The organism is Pseudomonas cremoris (assembly GCF_014230465.1).
The window spans coordinates 79,585-99,492 of record NZ_JAAXCY010000008.1; the positions used below are offsets into that span (position 1 = coordinate 79,585).

Sequence of the window (19,908 nt, forward strand, 5' to 3'; positions counted from 1 at the left end):
GTTATTAAACTGTTTTTATCTAACGCGGTTTACTTTTTTTATCTAAAACAACAACTTATCTACTTCAGCGGCCTTTGAATTGGGCCACATTGTCGGCATGCCCCTGTGCAGGCAATGAAGAAGCAGTGCCCAGACGCTCGCCGGTATTGGCGTCGAACAGCAAAACCTTGGAGGGGTCGAATTGCAGGGTCAGCGTCTCGCCCACCTGCGGTGCCACGTCGGGTGCCAGGCGGCAGCAGACCTTGGTGTCGTTGAGTTGCACAAACACCAGGGTGTCCGGGCCGGTCGGCTCGGTGACCTGCACTTCGGCACGAATGCTCGATGCACTGTCGCCCTCGCCCGCCGCCAACATGATCTGCTCCGGGCGCAGGCCCAGGATCACGTCGCGGTCTTCCAGGCCGGCATCCGTCACGTTCAGCGCCAACTCGCAACGCGCTTGCCCACTGTCGAGCAGTGCCACCAGACGTCCGTCCTTGCGCTGCAGGCGCAGGGGCACGAAGTTCATCGGCGGCGAACCGATAAAGCTCGCCACGAACTGGTTGGCCGGGTTGTTGTAAATGTCTTTGGGCGTGCCGAACTGCTGGATGATGCCGTCCTTCATCACCGCAACCTTGTCGCCCAGGGTCATTGCTTCGATCTGGTCGTGGGTCACGTAGACCGTGGTGGTCTTGAGGCGCTGGTGCATCAGCTTCATTTCGGTACGCATCTCGACGCGCAACTTGGCGTCGAGGTTGGACAGCGGTTCGTCGAACAGGTAGATCTTCGGCCGACGCGCCAGCGCACGGCCCATGGCCACACGTTGTTGCTGACCACCGGAGAGCTGGCCCGGCTTGCGATTGAGCAGGTGCTCGATCTGCAGCAGCTTGGCCACGCGCGCCACTTCGGCGTCGATATCAGCCTGGGGCATCTTGCGGATCTTGAGACCGAATTCGATGTTCTCGCGCACGCTCATGGTCGGGTACAGCGCGTAGGACTGGAACACCATGGCGATGTCGCGATCCTTGGGGCTCATGCCGCTCACGTCCTGGTCGCCGATCATGATCGCGCCGCCGGTGATGGTCTCAAGGCCGGCGATGCAGTTCATCAGCGTGGATTTGCCACACCCCGAAGGACCGACCAGGATCAGGAATTCGCCTTCTTTGATCGACAGTTCGATGTTCTTCAAGGTGTCGGGCAGGCCGGCGCCATAGGTCTTGTTTACATTGCGAAGTTCAAGCGTAGCCATGATTACCCCTTGACCGCGCCGGCCGTGAGGCCGCGCACGAAATACTTGCCTGCGATCACATAGACCAGCAGGGTCGGCAGCCCGGCGATCATCGCCGCTGCCATATCCACGTTATATTCCTTGGCCCCGGTGCTGGTGTTGACCAGGTTGTTCAGCGCCACCGTGATGGGCTGCGAGTCGCCACTGGAGAACACCACGCCGAACAGGAAGTCGTTCCAGATCTGGGTGAACTGCCAGATCAGGCAGACCATGATGATCGGTGTGGACATCGGCAGAATGATCTGACGGAAGATGGTGAAGAAACCCGCACCGTCCAGGCGTGCCGCCTTGATCAGCGCATCCGGAATGCTCACGTAGTAGTTACGGAAAAACAGTGTAGTAAAGGCCAACCCATAGACCACGTGCACAAACACCAGGCCGGTGGTGGTGCTGGCCAGGCCCATTTTGCCGAGGGTGAACGACGCCGGCAGCAGTACGGTCTGGAACGGCAGGAAGCAGCCGAACAACAGCAGGCCGAAGAACAGCTGCGAACCGCGGAAGCGCCAGAACGACAGCACGTAGCCGTTCAATGCACCGATGGCGGTGGAGATCAGCACGGCAGGCACAGTGATCTTGATCGAGTTCCAGAAGTAGCCATCCACGGTGGCCCAGGCCTTGACCCAGCCGATGCCGGTGACCACGGTCGGCCAGCTCAGCAGGTTGCCGGTGCTGATGTCTTCCGGGGTCTTGAAGCTGGTGAGCAACATCACCACCAGCGGCACCAGGTACAGCAGCACAGCGAAGATCAGCACCGCGTAGATCGCGATGCGGCTCAGGCTGATGGAAGGTTTGGAGGCGAGACTAGTCATTACGCTTGGTCCTCAGCTCGGAGTAGAGGTAAGGCACGATGATCGCGAGGATCGCACCGAGCATCAGGATTGCACTGGCCGAGCCCATGCCCATCTGGCCACGGCTGAAGGTGAACGAGTACATGAACATCGCGGGTAGGTCGGACGAGTAGCCCGGGCCGCCGGCGGTCATTGCCGCTACCAGGTCGAAGCTCTTGATCGCAATGTGCGCCAGGATCATCACCGCACTGAAGAACACCGGGCGCAGGCTTGGTAGCACCACGCTCCAGTAGATGCGCGGCAGGCTCGCGCCGTCGATCTGGGCGGCGCGGATGATCGACTGGTCAACGCCACGCAGGCCGGCGAGGAACATCGCCATGATGAAGCCCGAGGCCTGCCACACGGCAGCGATCACCAGGCAGTAGACCACGCGGTCGGGGTCGATCAGCCAGTCGAGACGGAAGCCTTCCCAGCCCCAGTCCCGCAGGAGTTTGTCCAGGCCCATGCCCGGGTTGAGCAACCATTTCCAGGCCGTACCGGTAACGATCATCGAGAGCGCCATCGGGTACAGGTAAATGGTGCGGATAAAGCCTTCGCGACGGATTTTCTGGTCGAGAAAAATCGCCAGCGTCACGCCGATGACCAGGGTGATGCCGATGAACATTCCGCCAAACACCGCCAGGTTCTTGCTGGCAACCCACCAGCGGTCGTTGTCGAACAACCGCGCGTATTGCGCAAGGCCCGCCCACTTGTAGCTGGGCAGGAAGGTAGACGTGGTGAACGACAGCACAAACGTCCACAGGATGTAGCCGTAGAAGCCCACCAACACGATGAACATGCTCGGCGCCAGCACCAGTTTGGGTAGCCAGCGCTGCAGTGCATCGAACGGCGAGGCTTTGCTGAACACAGCAACAGAACTCATGGGGAAATCCAATACAGGGAAAAAGGACTACAGAAACAGGCCTTGTGAGGGGTTAGGGGTCCCCCTCACAAGGTCAACCGTTACTTGGCAGACTTGATCGCAGCGCCGAGTTTCTTGGCGGTGTCGGCCGGGTCGGCTTTCGGGTCGTTGATGTAGTTGGTCACGACATCAAAGAACGCACCTTGCACGGCCAGGGTCGTGGCCATGTTGTGCGCCATGCTTGGTTGCAGGCCGCCGGTCTTGGCATCGGCCAGGAAGTCCTTGGCCGCAGTCTGGGCGCACTCGTCGAAGCCGAGCTTGTCCATCTCGTGGAGCATGTCGTTACGAACCGGGATCGAGCCTTTGTTGATGCTGAAGACTTTCTGGAAGTTTTCACCCAGCACGACTTTGGCAATGTCCTGCTGGCCAGCCGCAGTGCCTTTGTCTTTCTGCTTGAACACCGCCAGGGAGTCGATGTTGTAGGTGAACGCTTTGTCGGTGCCCGGGAAGGCTACGCACTCGTAGTCCTTGCCGGCGACTTTCTTGGCAGCCGTCCATTCGGACTTGGCCCAGTCACCCATGATCTGCATGCCGGCCTTGCCGTTGATGACCTTGCCCGCTTCGAGGTTCCAGTCCTGGCCTTTGCCGTCGACGTCCATGTAGGTCGCGACTTTCTTCAACTCAGTCAGCGCCTTGACCATTTCCGGGCCAGTCAGCGCGGCGTTGTCCAGGTCGACCAGAGCTTTCTTGTAGCCATCAGCACCCATTACCGACAGAACCACCGCTTCGAAGACGGTGCTGTCCTGCCAAGGCTGGCCACCGTGGGCGAGCGGAATGAAGCCCGCAGCTTTGAGCTTGTCGCCGGCTGCGTAGAATTCTTGAAGGGTGGTTGGGTTCTTGGTGATACCGGCTTTCTTGAAGACTTCCGGGTTGATCCACAGCCAGTTCACGCGGTGGATGTTGACCGGCACGGCGACGTAGTCACCGTCGAACTTCACGGTATCGGAGACTTTCTTGTCGAGCAGGGAGTCCCATTTTTCTTCTTTGGCAACGTCTTTGAGCACGTCGGTGTCGAGCAAGCCAGTGGACGCCCACTCCTGAATGTCCGGGCCTTTGATCTGGGCGACACCAGGCGGGTTGCCAGCGACTGCACGGCTTTTCAGCACAGTCATGGCAGTGGCACCGCCGCCGCCTGCAACGGCACCGTCTTTCCAGGTGAAGCCGTCTTTTTCAACTTGGGCCTTCAGGACATCTACAGCCGCTTTCTCACCGCCAGAGGTCCACCAATGCACAACTTCAACCGTCCCTTTCGAGTCGGCGGCAAATGCACTGAGGGGAAACAACGAGGCAATGGAAATAGCGACGGCGAGGCGATTAATCGCGTTCATCTGAGTACCTTTTTTTGTTGTTATGCATGCAAGTCTAGAGCTTGCGCTGCACGGAGTTTAAACAGGGATGTTTAGGGCGCAGGTAACAAAGGGACGTACAAATGTCACCAGCTGGTGACATAAGCTCCGACCCCCAATGCACTGGCCATGCTTGGCGCTAACGGTAGCGCAGGCAGCAGAACCGCTTGCCAGGCATGGTACAGGTCCGGCTTGCCGCCCCAGATGTTGCTGCTGGGTTGGTTGTGCGGGCTGAGTTCGTGGTGCCAGCTGCCGTGGACACGGTCGATAAAGTGGGTTTCGCAAAATTCCCAGAAGCGCCGGTACCAGGTTTCGTAATGCAACTGGCCGGTGCGCTTGAGCAGGGCCTGGGCGGCTGCGCTGGCTTCGGCGTGGGTCCAGTGCAGGCGTTCACGCACCACGGGGCGTTGGTTCCAATCCAGGGTGTAGACGATGCCAGGGGCGCCATCCACCGCCCAGGCGTATTCGCAGGCGCTGGCGAACAGGCCCTCGGCGTCAGTCAGCAGCCAGTCCGGTGTAACCAGCCCGGCGCGCAGGCGTGCGGCTTCCAGGTGCAGCACCAGCCGCGCCCATTCAAAACCATGGCCTGGGGTGATGCCGTAGGGTCGAAAACCATCGGCGGGGTTGTCTTCGTTGTAACCAAGCACCGGTTGCCAATGGGCGTCGAAATGCTCGATCACCATGAACTGGTTGGCGGCGGCGTGGGTGTGGATGACGCGCTCGACGATGCGCAAGGCGCGGTCCAGCCAGCGGTTATCACCGGTCACATCGGCCAGCGCCAGGAATGCTTCGGTGGCGTGCATGTTGCTGTTGGCGCCGCGATAGGCTTCGACGCCGCTCCAATCCTGGGCGAAGGACTCGAGCATCACGCCCTCCTCCTCACTCCAGAAGAACTGCTCGATGATATGAATCGCGTCGTTCAACAACGTTTGCGCACCGGGGGCGCCCGCCACCACCGCAGAGCTGGCCGCCAAGGCCACGAACGCATGCAGGTAAGCGGCCTTGCCACGATTGCCATCGAGGGCATGGGGCGTGGCGAACCAGCCACCGTGTTCAGCATCCTTTAATGGGCCGCTAAGCGCCGCGACACCGTGCGCCACTAGCTCGGCATAGCCGGGCAGCCCCATGGCGTGGGCCATGGCGAAGCTGTGGGTCATGCGGGCGGTGTTCATGGTTTCGGCGTAGGCATTGGCCGGTAGTTGGCCTTTATCGTCCAGGTTGCCGAAGCCGTCGGGCAGCCGGGACGCCTTGGCGAATGCCAGCAGGCGCTGGCCTTCGGCGGCGAGCCAGGCGTGATGGGCAGGTGCGTTCAGCCAACTGCTGGCAGGCAGTGGTTGGGTGGTCATGGGTGGCCCTTATTATTGTTGGCGGGATGACCGGAGTCTAAACAAGGGTGGGGTGGGGGCAAGTAACGAAGGGCAAGGGAAATGTCACTGAGCGGTGACAATAGTGCAGGCAAGCATTATTCAACTCTTTGCCGCAGACCAAAATGTGGGAGCGGGCTTGCTCGCGAATGCGGTGTATCCGTCAACTCATCGGTGACTGACAGGCCGTATTCGCGAGCAAGCCCGCTCCCACATTGGGGCCGGTGTCGGTCACTGGCCGAGCGGTGTCGCCCGCGCCGGAGAATTGAGTTGCTGCTGCAGGTTCTGCACCTGGCTCTGCAAGGTGGTGATATTGCGTGTGGTCTGGATGCGGAACACGTCGAACTCTTTATTGGTCGGCGCATCGCTATTGGCTGGCTTGTTGTCCTGCTCGCTTTTAAGCACCACCAGGTCCTGCTCCAGTCGGGCGATAGCGGCGCTCGGATTGCCCTGTTTCTTCAACGCAGCGACGTCAGCAGCCAGGTCTTTGACCTGAGTATCCCCTTGCGCCGCCTTGAGGGTGGCAACAGCGTCGGTCAGGGCCTGTACCTGGCCTTGCAGCTTGCTGTTGGCGTTGGACAGGTCGGTGGTGCTGGCGGTCATTTGCGCCAGGCGCTTATCCAGTTCGGTGGCCTGGCCGGCCACGCCGACTTGTTGCTTACCCTGCTCCAGCAACTGGGTCTCCAGTTGCTTGATCTGCAGCTTCAGCGCTTCGCTGCCATTGTTTACGCTGGCCTCGCTGGCCACGACCTTGCCGGAAATGTCCTGCAGGCGCCCCGCGGCTTCTTCGCTGATGCGCGCAAAGCTTTCCTGGGTGGCAACCAATTGCTGGCCCATCAGGGAGATCTGCTGGAAGCTCCACCAGGCAAGGCCCGCAAAGGCGATCAGCAGTGCACCGATCAAGGCCCACAGCGGGCCGGTGCTGGCGCTCTTGACCTTGACCACGGGTGTATTGCGCGACCGCACCGACGTGGCGGGCGAGGGCTCGAAATCATCGTCATCCCCAACGTCGGCCCGCAGGCTGGGCACATTGTCGAAGTCGTCTTTAGCATCGTTGCGCATGAATCAACCCTGAATCGGTGAGGTGGCTGGAAAGCCGAGCGACGGGAGTATAAACCGCGTTCCCGCCGCACTGATCGACCCGGAACCACGAATTCGGTTCCCGAAGTGTTGCCGGTTGTGAGCTTACTTGAACCCCGGATCCTGGGCTTTCCACCAACTGCAGAACTCGTCGAGGGCGGTCCACAGGCTGACCTTGGGCTCGTAATCCAGATAATGCCTGGCACGACTGATATCGAGGGTGAAATCTTTGTTCATGACCTGCATGCCCAGACGCGATAACGCCGGCTCCGGACGCCCCGGCCACATCGCACAAAAGGCTTCATTGAGCGCCGCGACGCTGTAGGACAAACCGTAGGACCGGTAACGCGTCACCTGGGGCATTTCCATTTGGCGCATTACGTAGTTCACCACATCCCACACCGGGACCGGCGCGCCGTTGCTGATGTTGTAAGCCCTGCCCAGCGCCGAGCCTGGAGCAAGCAAGCTGCTGAGCAGCGCTTCGTTAAGGTTGTGCACGCTGGTGAAGTCGACCTTGTTCAGGCCGTCGCCAACGATTGCCAACCGGTTCTTGCGCTGCATTTTCAGCAGGCGCGGGAAGATGCTCATGTCACCGGCACCGGTGACAAAGCGCGGGCGCAGAGCCAGAACTTCGAGACCGAATTCCTGGGCGCCGAACACCTTTTGCTCGGCCAGGTATTTGGTGGCGGCATAGGGGTGCTTGAAGCGCTTGGGCACTTGCTCTTCGGTCAGGCCAAGATGGTCGCGCCCGTCGAAATAGATCGACGGCGAGGACAAGTGCACCAGGCGCCCCACCTGCTGCTTTAGGCAGGCTTCAACGACGTTTTCAGTCACCAGCACATTGCCCTGATGGAAATCCTGATACTTGCCCCATAGCCCGACGGCGCCGGCACAGTGCACTACGGCTTCGACATCGCGGCACAAGTTGCGCACCAGGTCGGCATCATTCAGGTCACCCTGGATAAACTCGGCGCCGCGCCTGACCAGGTGTTCCACACCTTCGGCGCGCCGCCCGTTGACCCGCACGTCCAGGCCTTGCTCCAGGGCAAAACGCGCAAAGCGCCCGCCAATGAAGCCGCTTGCGCCGGTGACCAGAATTTTCATGTATTACCCCGTGTTCTTTCGTTTTTCATCGCTGTTGCCTTGACGCCCGCCATCACTCCAACGGCACCAACCATTGCCCACATGCCTGGGCCAGATGGTCGGTCAACAAGCCCAACAGTTGCCCGCCACTGCGCCAATGATGCCAGTACAGCGGCACATCGATGGGCTTATCTGGCAATAACTCCACCAGCACGCCTTTCGCCAACTGGTCACGCACCTGCAATTCCGGCACCAGCCCCCAACCGAGGCCAGCCTCAGTCAAGCGGATAAACCCTTCAGACGATGGGCACAGATGATGTTCGAAACCACCATCCACGCCGAGGGACGCCAAGTAACGGTGTTGCAGGAAATCGTCCGGTCCGAACACCAATGCTGGCGTGCGCGCGAGCTGATCTGCACGCACACCCTCGGGAAAGTGCCGGGCTATAAAGGCCGGGCTGGCTAACGCCCGGTAGCGCATGGCACCCAACAGCAAGCTGCGCGCACCCGCTACGGGGCGTTCGCTGGCGCAGATACAGGCAGCCACTTCACCGGCGCGCATGCGTTTGAGGCCGACGGTCTGGTCCTCGACGACCAAGTCCAGCAACAAGTGTTGTTCCGCGCAAAAACCGCTGACCGCCTCAGCCCACCACGTGGCCAGGCTATCGGCGTTCAGGGCGATGCGCAGCCGCTCGGGCATGCCCTCCTCGTCCAAGGCCGGCACCTGGCTTTGCAGGTCGCGCTCCAGCAGACGCACCTGCTGCACATGGTTGAGCAAGCGCCGGCCAATGTCAGTCGGTGTTGGCGGCGTGGCCCGAATCAGGACCGGCTGGCCGATACGCGCTTCGAGCAACTTGATGCGCTGGGAAATCGCCGACTGCGACAACCCGAGCACCTGGGCACCCCGTTCAAAGCCAGCCTGTTCCACCACCGCCGCGAGGGCGGAAAGCAATTTATAGTCGAACATCAGTTTCTCTAATGAGCGATCAGCAATATTGGTTTTTCTTATACAGCTTAGCGCTTGAGAATGGCCAGCATTGCTTATCTCTATCAAAGGAACTTCACATGGCTGGCGAAACCGCCCTGGCGACCCTGCTACGCAGCATGAGCCCGCATCTGAATGACGGCGACTACGTGTTCTGCACGCTGCCCGACAACCGTATCCCGACAGGTTGCGACGTGATCGGCAGCTTTCGCGAACAGGAAGGCCTGACGCTGATTGTCGAACGCCAACAAGCGGAACAGGCCGGTTTGGCCTTCGACTATGTGGCGGCGTGGATCACCTTGAATGTGCACTCAGCCCTGGAAGCCGTGGGCTTGACCGCGGCCTTCGCCAGTGCGCTGGGCAAGGCTGGCATCAGTTGCAATGTGATTGCCGGCTATTACCACGATCACCTGTTCGTCGGCCGCGCCGATGCTGAACGCGCCCTGCAGGTACTACGGCAATTGGCGGCGGACGCGGAGTAGATCCTATGTGGCAAAGCTATCTGAATGGCCTGTTGGTGGCCCTCGGCCTGATCATGGCGATCGGCACCCAGAACGCGTTTGTCTTGGCGCAAAGCCTACGCCGTGAACATCATTTGCCCGTCGCGGCGCTGTGCGTGGTGTGCGATGCGTTGCTGGTCGCCGCCGGGGTGTTCGGCCTGGCCACGGTCCTGGCGCAAAACCCGCTGTTGCTGGCGGTTGCACGTTGGGGCGGCGCGGCGTTCCTGTTGTGGTACGGCACACTGGCATTGCGCCGGGCTTTTTCCAAGCAGAGCCTGGAGCAAGGCGGCAACTTCAAGGTACGGTCCTTGCGCGCGGTGATGCTCAGTGCGCTGGCGGTGACACTGCTCAACCCCCATGTGTATCTGGACACGGTGCTGCTGATTGGCTCGTTGGGCGCGCAGCAAACCGAACCCGGCGCTTATGTCGCAGGCGCCGCCAGTGCATCGTTCCTCTGGTTTTCCACCCTGGCACTGGGCGCCGCGTGGCTGGCACCGTGGCTGGCACGCCCGGCAACATGGCGCCTGCTGGACTTGCTGGTGGCCGTGATGATGTTCAGCGTGGCCTACCAATTGATCGCCGCGTAGGGAATATTCCAAAACGCTCTGGAACCTCTATCCCACACAGTTGTTGCGTGGTTTTGCCGCACCCCCGGTGCTATGATCCAGCCCCTGCGCCGCAAAGAGTACAAACTCCCCGGCGCTTGTTTGGCCGCCCGTGATCGGCCTTGCGCTCACCGCAACTGACCTGATTAGGAGAATCATCATGGCTTTCGAATTGCCGCCGCTGCCCTACGCACACGATGCCCTGCAGCCGCACATTTCCAAGGAAACCTTGGAATTCCACCACGACAAGCACCACAACACCTACGTCGTGAACCTGAACAACCTGGTGCCTGGCACCGAGTTCGAAGGCAAGACCCTGGAAGAAATCGTCAAGTCTTCCTCGGGCGGCATCTTCAACAACGCCGCTCAGGTCTGGAACCACACTTTCTACTGGAACTGCCTGGCGCCAAACGCCGGCGGTCAACCTACCGGCGCGCTGGCTGAAGCCATCAACGCTGCGTTCGGTTCGTTCGACAAGTTCAAGGAAGAATTCACCAAGACTTCCGTCGGCACCTTCGGTTCCGGTTGGGGCTGGCTGGTGAAAAAGGCTGACGGTTCCCTGGCCCTGGCCAGCACCATCGGCGCCGGCAACCCGCTGACCAGCGGCGACACCCCGCTGCTGACCTGCGACGTCTGGGAACACGCCTACTACATCGACTACCGCAACGTGCGTCCAAAGTATGTGGAAGCGTTCTGGAACCTGGTCAACTGGAAGTTCGTGGCTGAGCAGTTCGAAGGCAAGACCTTCACTGCCTAAGCACCGCTTGCAGTAGAAAGAGCCCGGCCTTTGCCGGGCTTTTTCATGGGCGCGATTCGTCAAAGCTGATCGCCCTGCCAACTTCCAGAAAGTAATCGCAAGAATGTCCCTTTGACTGGCATCACGGGATTGCCAATACTCATGGCATATTGAGGCTACCCGCATGGAACAAGGAATGACCCTTTGAAGCTGGAACTCAAAAACAGCTTGTCGGTGAAGTTGCTACGGGTTGTGCTGCTGTCGGCATTGGTAGTGGGCGTAGCGCTGAGCGTGGCGCAGATCGTTTTCGATGCCTATAAGACGCGCCAGGCCGTGGCCGGTGATGCCCAGCGCATCCTCGACATGTTTCGCGACCCCTCGACCCAGGCCGTCTACAGCCTGGACCGCGAGATGGGGATGCAGGTCATTGAGGGCCTGTTCCAGGACGATGCCGTGCGCATGGCCTCCATCGGCCATCCCAACGAAACCATGCTCGCGGAAAAAAGCCGCGCGCTGCAACAGGCCCCCAGCCGCTGGCTGACAGACCTTATTCTGGGCCAGGAACGCACCTTTACGACGCCACTGGTGGGCAAGGGCCCCTACAGCGAGTATTACGGCGACCTGAGCATCACCCTGGACACGGCCACTTATGGCCAGGGCTTTATCGTCAATTCAGTGATCATCTTCATTTCGGGGGTGCTGCGCGCACTGGCCATGGGCCTGGTGCTGTACCTGGTCTATCACTGGCTGTTGACCAAACCACTGTCGCGGATCATCGAGCACCTGACGTCGATCAACCCGGACCGGCCCAGTGAACACAAGATCCCCCAGCTCAAGGGCCACGAGCGCAACGAACTGGGGATTTGGATCAATACCGCCAACCAGTTGCTCGAATCCATCGAGCGCAACACCCACCTGCGCCATGAAGCGGAAAGCAGCCTGTTGCGCATGGCTCAATACGACTTTCTCACCGGCCTGCCGAACCGTCAGAAATTGCAGGAGCAACTGGACAAGATCCTGACCGACGCCGGTCGCCGGCAACGCCGCGTGGCGGTGTTGTGTGTGGGGCTGGATGACTTCAAGAGCGTCAACGAACAGTTTACCTACCAGGCCGGCGACAAATTGCTGCTGGCCCTGGCCGATCGCCTGCGCGCCCATAGCGGCCGCCTCGGCGCCCTGGCCCGCTTGGGCGGCGACCAATTCGCCCTGGTACAGGCCGATATCGACCAGCCCTACGAAGCCGCCGAACTGGCGCAAAGCATTCTCGATGACCTGGAAGCGGAGTTTCCCCTCGACCACGAAGGCATCCGCCTGCGCGCCACCATCGGCATCACCCTGTTCCCGGAAGATGGCGACAGCACCGAGAAGTTGCTGCAAAAAGCCGAACAGACCATGACCCTGGCCAAGACCCGTTCGCGCAACCGTTACCAGTTCTATATCGCCAGCGTCGACAGCGAGATGCGCCGCCGCCGCGAACTGGAAAAAGACCTGCGCGACGCCCTCAGCCGCAACCAGTTCCACCTGGTGTACCAACCGCAGATCAGCTACCGCGACCACCATGTCGTGGGCGTCGAAGCGCTGATCCGCTGGCAGCACCCGGAACATGGCCTGGTACCCCCAGACCTGTTTATCCCGCTGGCGGAGCAGAACGGCACCATCATTGCCATTGGCGAATGGGTGCTTGACCAGGCCTGCCGCCAATTGCGCGAATGGCACGACCAAGGCTTCAGCGACCTGCGCATGGCCGTCAACCTGTCCACCGTGCAGTTGCACCACACCGAGTTGCCGCGGGTGGTCAATAACCTGATGCAGATCTACCGCCTGCCGCCGCGCAGCCTGGAACTGGAAGTCACCGAAACCGGCCTGATGGAAGACATCAGCACAGCCGCCCAGCACCTGCTGAGCCTGCGTCGCTCCGGGGCGCTGATCGCGATTGACGACTTTGGTACTGGCTATTCGTCGTTGAGCTACCTGAAAAGCCTGCCCCTGGACAAGATCAAGATCGACAAGAGTTTCGTCCAGGACCTGCTGGACGATGACGACGATGCCACCATCGTGCGGGCCATCATCCAGTTGGGCAAAAGCCTGGGCATGCAGGTGATTGCCGAAGGCGTGGAAACCGCCGAGCAGGAGGCGTACATCGTCTCCGAAGGCTGCCACGAAGGTCAGGGTTACCACTACAGCAAACCCTTGCAGGCTCGGGAGCTGGCCGCTTTTTTGAAGCAGGCGGAGCGCAATAACGCAGCCATTCTCTGACAGAACAAACCGATACTAAATATTTCCCTCGTATAACTCTTTACACAAAATGCAAATCTTTCGCATTATGTCGCAGTTTTTGCGCTCCCCCGCGCGCCCCATCAACAACCGAAGCAGGATGTTCGCCATGATTCGTATGCCCCTGGCCACCGCCAGTCTGCTGGCCATTGCCATTTCTCTCGCCGGTTGCGGCGAAGGTAAAGACAAGGCCGCCGCGCCTCAGGCGCCGACCCCGGCTGCCAGCACTACCGCTCCAGCGGCTGCCACCCCTGCCGGCCAGGTCGACGAAGCAGCCGCCAAGGCTGTGGTTGCGCATTACGCAGACATGGTGTTCGCGGTCTACAGCGACGCCGAGTCCACCGCGAAAACCCTGCAAACCGCTATCGACGCGTTCCTCGCCAAGCCGAACGACGAAACACTGAAAGCCGCCCGCACTGCCTGGATCGCCGCCCGCGTGCCTTACCTGCAGAGCGAAGTGTTCCGCTTCGGCAACACCATCATCGACGATTGGGAAGGCCAGGTGAACGCATGGCCACTGGACGAAGGCCTGATCGACTACGTCGACAAGTCCTACGAACACGCTCTGGGTAACCCAGGCGCGACAGCCAACATCATCGCCAACACCGAGATCCAGGTCGGCGAAGACAAGGTGGACGTGAAAGACATCACCCCGGAAAAACTCGCCAGCCTCAACGAGCTGGGCGGTTCCGAAGCCAACGTCGCCACCGGCTACCACGCCATCGAATTCCTGCTGTGGGGCCAAGACCTGAACGGTACCGGCCCTGGTGCCGGCAACCGCCCTGCGTCGGACTACCTCACCGGCGACGGCGCCACTGGCGGCCACAACGAGCGCCGCCGCGCCTACCTGAGCGCCGTGACCCAACTGCTGGTCAGCGACCTGGAAGAAATGGTCGGCAACTGGAAACCCAACGTCGACGACAACTACCGCGCTACCCTGGAGGCAGAACCTGCCACCGACGGCCTGCGTAAAATGCTGTTTGGCATGGGCAGCCTGTCCCTGGGCGAACTGGCCGGTGAGCGCATGAAGGTTTCCCTGGAAGCCAACTCGCCAGAAGACGAACAGGATTGCTTCAGCGACAACACCCACAACTCGCACTTCTACGACGCCAAGGGCATCCGCAACGTCTACCTGGGTGAGTACACCCGCACCGACGGCACCAAGATGACCGGCGCCAGCCTGTCCTCCCTGGTTGCCAAGGCTGACCCGGCTGCCGACAACGCGCTCAAAGCCGACCTGGCCGCGACCGAAGCAAAGATCCAGGTCATGGTTGATCACGCCAACAAGGGTGAGCACTACGACCAGTTGATCGCTGCCGGCAACGACGCGGGCAACCAGATCGTACGTGACGCCATCGCCGCACTGGTCAAGCAGACCGGTTCGATCGAAGCCGCCGCAGGCAAGCTGGGCATCAGTGACCTGAACCCGGATAACGCTGATCACGAGTTCTGATCAGTGCCGAGTTGAAAAAAGGCGACCTTCGGGTCGCTTTTTTTTGCCTGCTTTTCCCCCGTCAAACAAACACCACAAACCCATGTGGGAGCGGCGGTGCGACGATTCGACTTGCTCGCGAATGCGGTGTGTCTGTCAACTAATCCATCGACTGATCCACCACGTTCGCGAGCAAGCCCGCTCCCACATTTGACCTGTGGCGACTTCTAGCTTCGGTTTACATGCCCCACACCCCAGGTAGAATGGCGCCTCTGCCCTATCTCGAGCGAACTTCATGGCGTTGCCGACCCTACGCATCATCGGTTTCATCATCGGCATCTTCCTGATCACCCTCGCGATCGCCATGGTCGTGCCTATGGCCACCCTGGTGTTCTTCGAACGCACCCGCGACTTGCCCTCGTTCCTGTGGGCCAGCCTGATCACCTTTATCGCAGGCCTGGCGCTGGTGATTCCCGGTCGCCCTGAACACGTGCACCTGCGTCCCCGGGACATGTACCTGCTGACGGTCAGCAGTTGGGTGGTGGTGTGTATCTTCGCCGCCTTGCCGTTTTTGCTGACCCAGCACATCAGCTACACCGACTCGTTTTTTGAAAGCATGTCCGGCATCACCGCCACCGGTTCCACCGTATTGAGCGGGCTGGACAGCATGTCGCCGGGCATCCTGATGTGGCGCTCGCTGCTGCACTGGCTCGGCGGCATTGGCTTTATCGGCATGGCGGTGGCGATCCTGCCGTTGCTGCGCATTGGTGGCATGCGCCTGTTCCAGACCGAATCCTCGGACCGCTCGGAAAAAGTCATGCCCCGCTCGCACATGGTGGCGCGGCTGATTGTGGCGACGTACGTGGGCATTACGATCCTCGGCAGCCTGGCGTTCTGGTGGGCCGGCATGGGCCTGTTCGACGCGATCAACCATGCGATGTCGGCGATTTCCACCGGCGGCTTTTCCACCTCCGATGAGTCCCTGGCCCACTGGAAACAACCGGCGGTGCACTGGGTGGCGGTGGTGGTGATGATCCTCGGCAGCTTGCCGTTCACCCTGTATGTCGCCACCTTGCGCGGTAACCGCCGGGCGTTGATCAAGGACCAACAGGTACAAGGGCTGCTCGGTTTGTTGGTCGTGACGTGGCTGGTGCTCGGCACCTGGTATTGGTGGACCACAGATTTGCCTTGGCTGGACGCGCTGCGCCACGTGGCAGTGAACGTCACGTCGGTCGTCACGACCACCGGCTTTGCACTGGGGGACTACAGCATCTGGGGCAACTTCTCACTGATGCTGTTCTTCTACCTCGGCTTTGTCGGCGGCTGCTCGGGCTCTACCGCAGGCGGGATCAAGATCTTCCGCTTCCAGGTCGCCTATATCTTGCTCAAGGCCAACTTGAACCAGTTGATTCACCCGCGCGCGGTGATCAAGCAGAAGTACAACGGCCACCGTCTCGATGAAGAGATCGTACGGTCGATCCTGACGTTTTCGTTTTTCTTCGCCATCACCATCTGCGCCATCGCCCTGGCCCTGTCGCTGCTGGGCCTGGACTGGATGACCGCACTGACCGGCGCTGCCAGTACGGTATCCGGCGTCGGCCCGGGCCTTGGCGAAACCATCGGCCCGGCCGGCAACTTCGCCAGCCTGCCGGATGCGGCCAAGTGGATCCTGTCGTTCGGCATGTTGCTGGGTCGATTGGAGATCATTACGGTGTTTGTGCTGTGCATCCCGGCGTTTTGGCGCCACTGACCGCCGACGCTTCCAGCAATCGCGTCCGGTACTCGCCGGGCGTGACATCGAACCAACGGCGAAACGCGCGGAAAAAATTGCTCGGGTCGGCAAAGCCCAGCAGGTAGGCAATCTCCAACAGGGTCATGCTGGGCTGCGCCAGGTATTGCTCGGCCAGTTCGCGGCGGGTGTCGTCGAGCAGGGTCTGGAAGCTGGTGCCCTCCTCCTGCAAGCGCCGTTGCAGGGTGCGCTGGGACAGGTGCAGCGTCTGGGCCACCACTTCGCGCTTGGGCTCGCCCTGGGGCAGCAGGCGGCACAACACCTGGCGTGCCTTATGGGTCACGCGGCTTTCCGAGAAGCGCGCCAGGTATTCCCCGGCAAATCGATCATGCAGCAGCGCCATCGCCTCATTGGCCGTAGGTAGCGGCGCGTCCATATCGGCGCGTTCGAAAATCAGCGCGTCATAGGGGGCATTGAATTCCAGCGGCGCGTGGAACGCTTGTTTATACGGCGCCAGGTCCGCCGGTTGCTCGCCTTGCAACACGACTTTGCGCGGTTGCAGGGTGCGCCCTGTCAGCCAGCCGCACAGTGCCAACGCGCTGGCGAGTGAAGCTTCGGCACTTTGCCGGGTGGGCGGCAGGTGGTCGCCATGCACCGTCAGAATCAGCGCATAGCCCTCGGGTAAAAGGCGGAAACTCAGGTCGGCGCTTTCAGCGATGATCCGCTGGTAGCGCACCAGGCGCATAAAGCCTTCGGCCAGCGTGTTGCTGGACATCAGCGCATAACCCGCCACATGAAACGATGCCGGGCGCACTACCTTGCCCATGTTCAGGCCTATCGCCGGGTTGCCCGACAGCTCCACCGCACGCTGCCAGAGGCGCGTCATGGAGTCTTGCGGAAACCGCGCATCGGGGTCCTTCAGGGCGGCATAGTCCAGGCCCAGTTGCTTGAACAGCGCCCGGCAATCCAGGCCGTCCATTTCCAATGCCTTGACTATCCCCATCGCCCAGCTTGCAGAAGTTGTTCTCTCGCTCATGGCGTCTTCTTAATAAAGCAGGCTTAAAACGGCAGCCAGGAAAGCCAAGGATACTAAAGTGGCATCTATTGTCACTGGCTGTTACCACTGATCACTCTAGACTCAAATAAGCTCCCCGCCGAACATCTGTTGGGCGGCACAACAATGAAAGGGCCGGCTACCGTGGAAAACGTCAAACAATTCAACAGCTTCGCCGAGTTCTACCCGTATTACCTGAGTGAGCACGGCAACAGCACCTGCCGACGCCTGCATTTTGTCGGGACCACGCTGGTGATTGGCATCTTGGCCTATGCCGTTGGTCGGGGTTCGCTGGGCTTGCTGCTGGCGGTGCCGATTGCCGGCTACAGCTTTGCCTGGATTGGCCACTTCTTCTTCGAAAAGAACCGCCCAGCAACGTTTAAGCACCCGTTCTACAGCTTATTGGGGGATTTCGTGATGTACCGCGACATGATCCTCGGCAAGGTACCTTTCTAGCCCTGTGACCTCGTGTCACTTGCGTTAAAGAATGAAAGTTCCGACATCCGCCGACATAAAATTCTTTTTGTCATTTGCAGTGCTGTATCCTGCCAAGGCTTTTTGAGAGCGCGGAATCACCTGCGATTGAAAAAACAGACCTTGCGAGGAGCGACGACGATGCACGAGATACCTAATCTCCCCTTCCCAAGCCTGCACCCTACAGAGCAGCCAACACCGCAGCAGGCCAGCGACAAGCAGCCTGAGGCCAAAGAAGCAAAACCAGTCGACAGCGAAAGCCAGGACTGACGCCGTACCAGACCGTGTGGAAAGCGCAGTTTTGAGCGCTTTCCACACTGCCTGAATGAACCGAGCCCCCCGCCATGACCGACACCCCAGATACTGCCGTACTCGACGCTGCGTTACAGATGGTCGACGTCTGGAACCGCCTCAGCGCGGACAAACAAGCCCTGTTGCTCAAGCGCTTCGGTACACAGGAAAACGCCCTGGCCGCCCTGGTTACCACCCAATTGCTGGCCCCCGCGCAAGCCTGATGCGTTTTTGATCGACAGTTTTTAAGTTTTAGCCGCCCGGCCCGGCCAAAGCGCCGGTATCATTAGCAGCCTATCTTTACCTGCTGCGACAGTGGACCTCTCCCATGCCAGATACCCAGCGCCCCCTAGCGGTCACGCTGCAAGTCGTTTCCATCGTGCTGTTTACCTTTATCGGCTACCTGAATATCGGCATTCCCCTGGCCGTGTTGCCGGGTTATGTCCACAGCCAACTGGGCTATGGCGCCGTGATTGCCGGGCTGGTGATCAGCGTGCAATACCTGGCCACCCTGCTCAGCCGTCCGTATGCCGGCAAGATCATCGATAATCTGGGCAGCAAGCGCGCAGTGCTGATCGGCCTCGCGGGCTGTGGCCTGAGCGGCGTGTTCATGCTGTTGGCGGCGTGGTTTTCCAGCCTGCCGGCGGTGAGCCTGGGCAGCCTGCTGGTCGGGCGCCTGGTACTGGGCAGCGCAGAAAGCCTGGTGGGGTCTGGCGCCATCGGCTGGGGCATTGGCCGCGTGGGTGCGGAAAACACCGCCAAGGTGATTTCCTGGAACGGCATCGCCAGTTATGGCGCCCTGGCCGTCGGCGCGCCGTTGGGTGTGCTGCTGGTGCGCAACTTCGGGCTGTGGAGCATGGGTGTCAGCATCATCTTGCTGGCGATCGTTGGCCTGCTGTTGGCCTGGAACAAAGTCGCCGCTCCGATTGTTGCCGGCGTGCGCCTGCCGTTCATGAACGTGCTGGGCCGGGTATTGCCCCACGGTTGCGCATTGGCGCTGGGCTCGATCGGCTTTGGCACCATCGCCACCTTCATCACCTTGTATTACACCACCCAGCATTGGGAAAACGCGGTATGGGCCCTGAGCCTGTTCGGCGCCAGTTTTATCGGCGCGCGCTTGCTGTTCGGCAACCTGATCAACCGTATTGGCGGCTTCCGGGTCGCCATTGCCTGTTTGTCGGTTGAGGTGCTTGGCCTGCTGCTGTTGTGGCTGGCGCCGGATGCCAACTTGGCCCTGGCCGGTGCGGCGCTGAGTGGGTTTGGTTTTTCCCTGGTGTTCCCGGCGCTGGGCGTGGAGGCGGTCAACCTGGTGCCTGCATCCAGCCGAGGCGCGGCAGTGGGGGCTTATTCGCTGTTCATCGATTTGTCGCTGGGGATCACCGGGCCGCTGGCCGGAGCCGTCGCGTCAGGCTTCGGCTTTGCGTCGATCTTCCTGTTCGCGGCCCTCAGCGCCCTGGGTGGGCTGTTGCTGAGCGTATACCTGTATCGCCAGGCGCCTAAAGCTCGCGAGGCACGCGGCGACTAGAAGTCTACCTTGCCGCGCCCGGCCTTGATGGTACCGCGCTTGGTCTTGGATTCGAGCCGGCGCTTTTTCGAGCCCAGGGTTGGCTTGGTCGGCCGACGCTTTTTCTCCACTTTGGTGGCACTGATGATCAACTCCACCAAGCGCTCCAACGCATCCGCGCGATTTTGCTCCTGGGTCCGGTATTGCTGGGCCTTGAGCACCAACACACCGTCACTGGTGATGCGGCTGTCCCGCAGCGCCAGCAGCCGCTCCTTGTAGAACTCCGGCAGCGACGAGGCCGGTATATCAAAACGCAAGTGCACCGCACTCGACACCTTGTTGACGTTCTGCCCGCCCGCGCCTTGGGCGCGAATGGCGGTCAGCTCGATCTCGGCATCGGGTAGGTGCACATTGTTGGAAATCACCAGCATCAATCAA

20 protein-coding genes are annotated in these 19,908 nt (G+C 60.6%); 10 read left to right on the plus strand and 10 right to left on the minus strand.

Translation table 11 applies throughout. The features are described from left to right. Nucleotides 1-64: 64 nt before the first annotated feature. From HF257_RS20325 to HF257_RS20360, 8 genes are all read right to left on the minus strand, one after another. Nucleotides 65-1,225, minus strand: coding sequence for an ABC transporter ATP-binding protein (locus HF257_RS20325; protein ID WP_185707967.1), 1,161 nt, complete (start codon nt 1,223-1,225; stop codon nt 65-67). A 2-nt stretch (nt 1,226-1,227) separates the two neighbouring features. Then, entirely contained in the window at nt 1,228-2,073 is an 846-nt protein-coding gene (locus tag HF257_RS20330) for a carbohydrate ABC transporter permease (RefSeq protein ID WP_185707969.1), read from the minus strand. Beyond that, on the minus strand, nt 2,066-2,974 hold the full coding sequence (locus HF257_RS20335) for a carbohydrate ABC transporter permease (protein WP_053257700.1): 909 nt from the start codon (nt 2,972-2,974) through the stop codon (nt 2,066-2,068). The genes HF257_RS20330 and HF257_RS20335 overlap by 8 nt, the downstream gene beginning before the upstream one ends. Before the next feature lie 80 nt (nt 2,975-3,054). Then, nucleotides 3,055-4,341 carry an ABC transporter substrate-binding protein gene (locus HF257_RS20340; protein WP_185707971.1) on the minus strand — a complete coding sequence of 429 codons (1,287 nt, stop codon included), beginning with the start codon at nt 4,339-4,341 and terminating at the stop codon, nt 3,055-3,057. 104 nt (nt 4,342-4,445) lie between these two features. Continuing rightward, nucleotides 4,446-5,705 (minus strand): D-mannose isomerase, encoded by a 1,260-nt coding sequence (locus HF257_RS20345; protein WP_185707973.1) that lies wholly within the window; start codon nt 5,703-5,705, stop codon nt 4,446-4,448. Between the two features lie 249 nt (nt 5,706-5,954). Then, nucleotides 5,955-6,785, minus strand: coding sequence for an ATPase (locus HF257_RS20350; RefSeq protein WP_185707975.1), 831 nt, complete (start codon nt 6,783-6,785; stop codon nt 5,955-5,957). Between the two features lie 123 nt (nt 6,786-6,908). Beyond that, complete coding sequence (locus tag HF257_RS20355; protein ID WP_185707977.1) at nt 6,909-7,907, minus strand: NAD-dependent epimerase/dehydratase family protein; 999 nt, start codon at nt 7,905-7,907, stop codon at nt 6,909-6,911. Between the two features lie 52 nt (nt 7,908-7,959). Further along, nucleotides 7,960-8,853: a LysR family transcriptional regulator ArgP gene (locus HF257_RS20360; protein ID WP_185707979.1), complete on the minus strand. Its 894-nt coding sequence runs from the start codon at nt 8,851-8,853 to the stop codon at nt 7,960-7,962. A gap of 98 nt (nt 8,854-8,951) precedes the next feature. Between HF257_RS20360 and HF257_RS20365 the strand changes: the two genes are divergently transcribed. From HF257_RS20365 to HF257_RS20390, 6 genes are all read left to right on the plus strand, one after another. Continuing rightward, the gene (locus HF257_RS20365; protein WP_185707980.1) at nt 8,952-9,353 is read left to right on the plus strand and encodes an ACT domain-containing protein; all 402 of its coding nucleotides are present in this window, start codon (nt 8,952-8,954) and stop codon (nt 9,351-9,353) included. Nucleotides 9,354-9,358: 5 nt separating this feature from the next. Beyond that, on the plus strand, nt 9,359-9,958 hold the full coding sequence (locus tag HF257_RS20370) for a LysE/ArgO family amino acid transporter (protein WP_185707982.1): 600 nt from the start codon (nt 9,359-9,361) through the stop codon (nt 9,956-9,958). Nucleotides 9,959-10,136: 178 nt separating this feature from the next. After that, nucleotides 10,137-10,733 (plus strand): superoxide dismutase, encoded by a 597-nt coding sequence (locus tag HF257_RS20375; protein WP_017125974.1) that lies wholly within the window; start codon nt 10,137-10,139, stop codon nt 10,731-10,733. 183 nt (nt 10,734-10,916) lie between these two features. Next, complete coding sequence (locus HF257_RS20380) at nt 10,917-12,968, plus strand: putative bifunctional diguanylate cyclase/phosphodiesterase (RefSeq protein ID WP_185707984.1); 2,052 nt, start codon at nt 10,917-10,919, stop codon at nt 12,966-12,968. A 127-nt stretch (nt 12,969-13,095) separates the two neighbouring features. Next, nucleotides 13,096-14,439 (plus strand): imelysin family protein, encoded by a 1,344-nt coding sequence (locus HF257_RS20385; protein ID WP_185707986.1) that lies wholly within the window; start codon nt 13,096-13,098, stop codon nt 14,437-14,439. Nucleotides 14,440-14,713: 274 nt separating this feature from the next. Further along, complete coding sequence (locus tag HF257_RS20390; protein WP_185707988.1) at nt 14,714-16,168, plus strand: TrkH family potassium uptake protein; 1,455 nt, start codon at nt 14,714-14,716, stop codon at nt 16,166-16,168. Here the strand turns inward: HF257_RS20390 and HF257_RS20395 are convergent. After that, the gene (locus HF257_RS20395; protein WP_185707990.1) at nt 16,125-17,183 is read right to left on the minus strand and encodes an AraC family transcriptional regulator; all 1,059 of its coding nucleotides are present in this window, start codon (nt 17,181-17,183) and stop codon (nt 16,125-16,127) included. The two genes, HF257_RS20390 and HF257_RS20395, sit on opposite strands and share 44 nt — an antisense overlap. 162 nt (nt 17,184-17,345) lie before the next feature. On the opposite strand from HF257_RS20395, the gene HF257_RS20400 reads away from it, so the two are divergent. The 4 genes from HF257_RS20400 to HF257_RS20410 all read left to right on the plus strand — a co-directional run bounded on the left by HF257_RS20400 (nt 17,346) and on the right by HF257_RS20410 (nt 19,491). Continuing rightward, nucleotides 17,346-17,657: a DUF962 domain-containing protein gene (locus tag HF257_RS20400; protein WP_185707991.1), complete on the plus strand. Its 312-nt coding sequence runs from the start codon at nt 17,346-17,348 to the stop codon at nt 17,655-17,657. A 159-nt stretch (nt 17,658-17,816) separates the two neighbouring features. Continuing rightward, nucleotides 17,817-17,945: a hypothetical protein gene (locus HF257_RS33455; RefSeq protein ID WP_256581662.1), complete on the plus strand. Its 129-nt coding sequence runs from the start codon at nt 17,817-17,819 to the stop codon at nt 17,943-17,945. Nucleotides 17,946-18,019: 74 nt separating this feature from the next. After that, nucleotides 18,020-18,190 carry a hypothetical protein gene (locus tag HF257_RS20405; RefSeq protein WP_185707993.1) on the plus strand — a complete coding sequence of 57 codons (171 nt, stop codon included), beginning with the start codon at nt 18,020-18,022 and terminating at the stop codon, nt 18,188-18,190. 104 nt (nt 18,191-18,294) lie between these two features. Further along, nucleotides 18,295-19,491, plus strand: a complete 1,197-nt coding sequence (locus HF257_RS20410; RefSeq protein ID WP_185707995.1) for an MFS transporter — start codon at nt 18,295-18,297, stop codon at nt 19,489-19,491. Here HF257_RS20410 and arfB read toward each other — a convergent pair. After that, the gene (arfB, locus tag HF257_RS20415) at nt 19,488-19,901 is read right to left on the minus strand and encodes an alternative ribosome rescue aminoacyl-tRNA hydrolase ArfB (protein ID WP_185707997.1); all 414 of its coding nucleotides are present in this window, start codon (nt 19,899-19,901) and stop codon (nt 19,488-19,490) included. The genes HF257_RS20410 and arfB overlap by 4 nt on opposite strands. Nucleotides 19,902-19,908: the final 7 nt, after the last annotated feature.

Excerpts from the sequence above, each read along its gene's own strand:
- HF257_RS20370 (WP_185707982.1), top strand. The coding sequence starts at position 9,359 with ATGTGGCAAAGCTATCTGAATGGCCTGTTGGTGGCCCTCGGCCTGATC.
- HF257_RS20410 (WP_185707995.1), top strand. The coding sequence starts at position 18,295 with ATGCCAGATACCCAGCGCCCCCTAGCGGTCACGCTGCAAGTCGTTTCC.
- HF257_RS20375 (WP_017125974.1), top strand. The coding sequence starts at position 10,137 with ATGGCTTTCGAATTGCCGCCGCTGCCCTACGCACACGATGCCCTGCAG.
- HF257_RS20340 (WP_185707971.1), bottom strand. The coding sequence starts at position 4,341 with ATGAACGCGATTAATCGCCTCGCCGTCGCTATTTCCATTGCCTCGTTG.
- HF257_RS20330 (WP_185707969.1), bottom strand. The coding sequence starts at position 2,073 with ATGACTAGTCTCGCCTCCAAACCTTCCATCAGCCTGAGCCGCATCGCG.
- HF257_RS33455 (WP_256581662.1), top strand. The coding sequence starts at position 17,817 with ATGCACGAGATACCTAATCTCCCCTTCCCAAGCCTGCACCCTACAGAG.
- arfB (WP_185707997.1), bottom strand. The coding sequence starts at position 19,901 with ATGCTGGTGATTTCCAACAATGTGCACCTACCCGATGCCGAGATCGAG.
- HF257_RS20390 (WP_185707988.1), top strand. The coding sequence starts at position 14,714 with ATGGCGTTGCCGACCCTACGCATCATCGGTTTCATCATCGGCATCTTC.
- HF257_RS20405 (WP_185707993.1), top strand. The coding sequence starts at position 18,020 with ATGACCGACACCCCAGATACTGCCGTACTCGACGCTGCGTTACAGATG.
- HF257_RS20360 (WP_185707979.1), bottom strand. The coding sequence starts at position 8,853 with ATGTTCGACTATAAATTGCTTTCCGCCCTCGCGGCGGTGGTGGAACAG.
- HF257_RS20350 (WP_185707975.1), bottom strand. The coding sequence starts at position 6,785 with ATGCGCAACGATGCTAAAGACGACTTCGACAATGTGCCCAGCCTGCGG.
- HF257_RS20325 (WP_185707967.1), bottom strand. The coding sequence starts at position 1,225 with ATGGCTACGCTTGAACTTCGCAATGTAAACAAGACCTATGGCGCCGGC.
- HF257_RS20395 (WP_185707990.1), bottom strand. The coding sequence starts at position 17,183 with ATGAGCGAGAGAACAACTTCTGCAAGCTGGGCGATGGGGATAGTCAAG.
- HF257_RS20345 (WP_185707973.1), bottom strand. The coding sequence starts at position 5,705 with ATGACCACCCAACCACTGCCTGCCAGCAGTTGGCTGAACGCACCTGCC.
- HF257_RS20355 (WP_185707977.1), bottom strand. The coding sequence starts at position 7,907 with ATGAAAATTCTGGTCACCGGCGCAAGCGGCTTCATTGGCGGGCGCTTT.
- HF257_RS20385 (WP_185707986.1), top strand. The coding sequence starts at position 13,096 with ATGATTCGTATGCCCCTGGCCACCGCCAGTCTGCTGGCCATTGCCATT.
- HF257_RS20335 (WP_053257700.1), bottom strand. The coding sequence starts at position 2,974 with ATGAGTTCTGTTGCTGTGTTCAGCAAAGCCTCGCCGTTCGATGCACTG.
- HF257_RS20365 (WP_185707980.1), top strand. The coding sequence starts at position 8,952 with ATGGCTGGCGAAACCGCCCTGGCGACCCTGCTACGCAGCATGAGCCCG.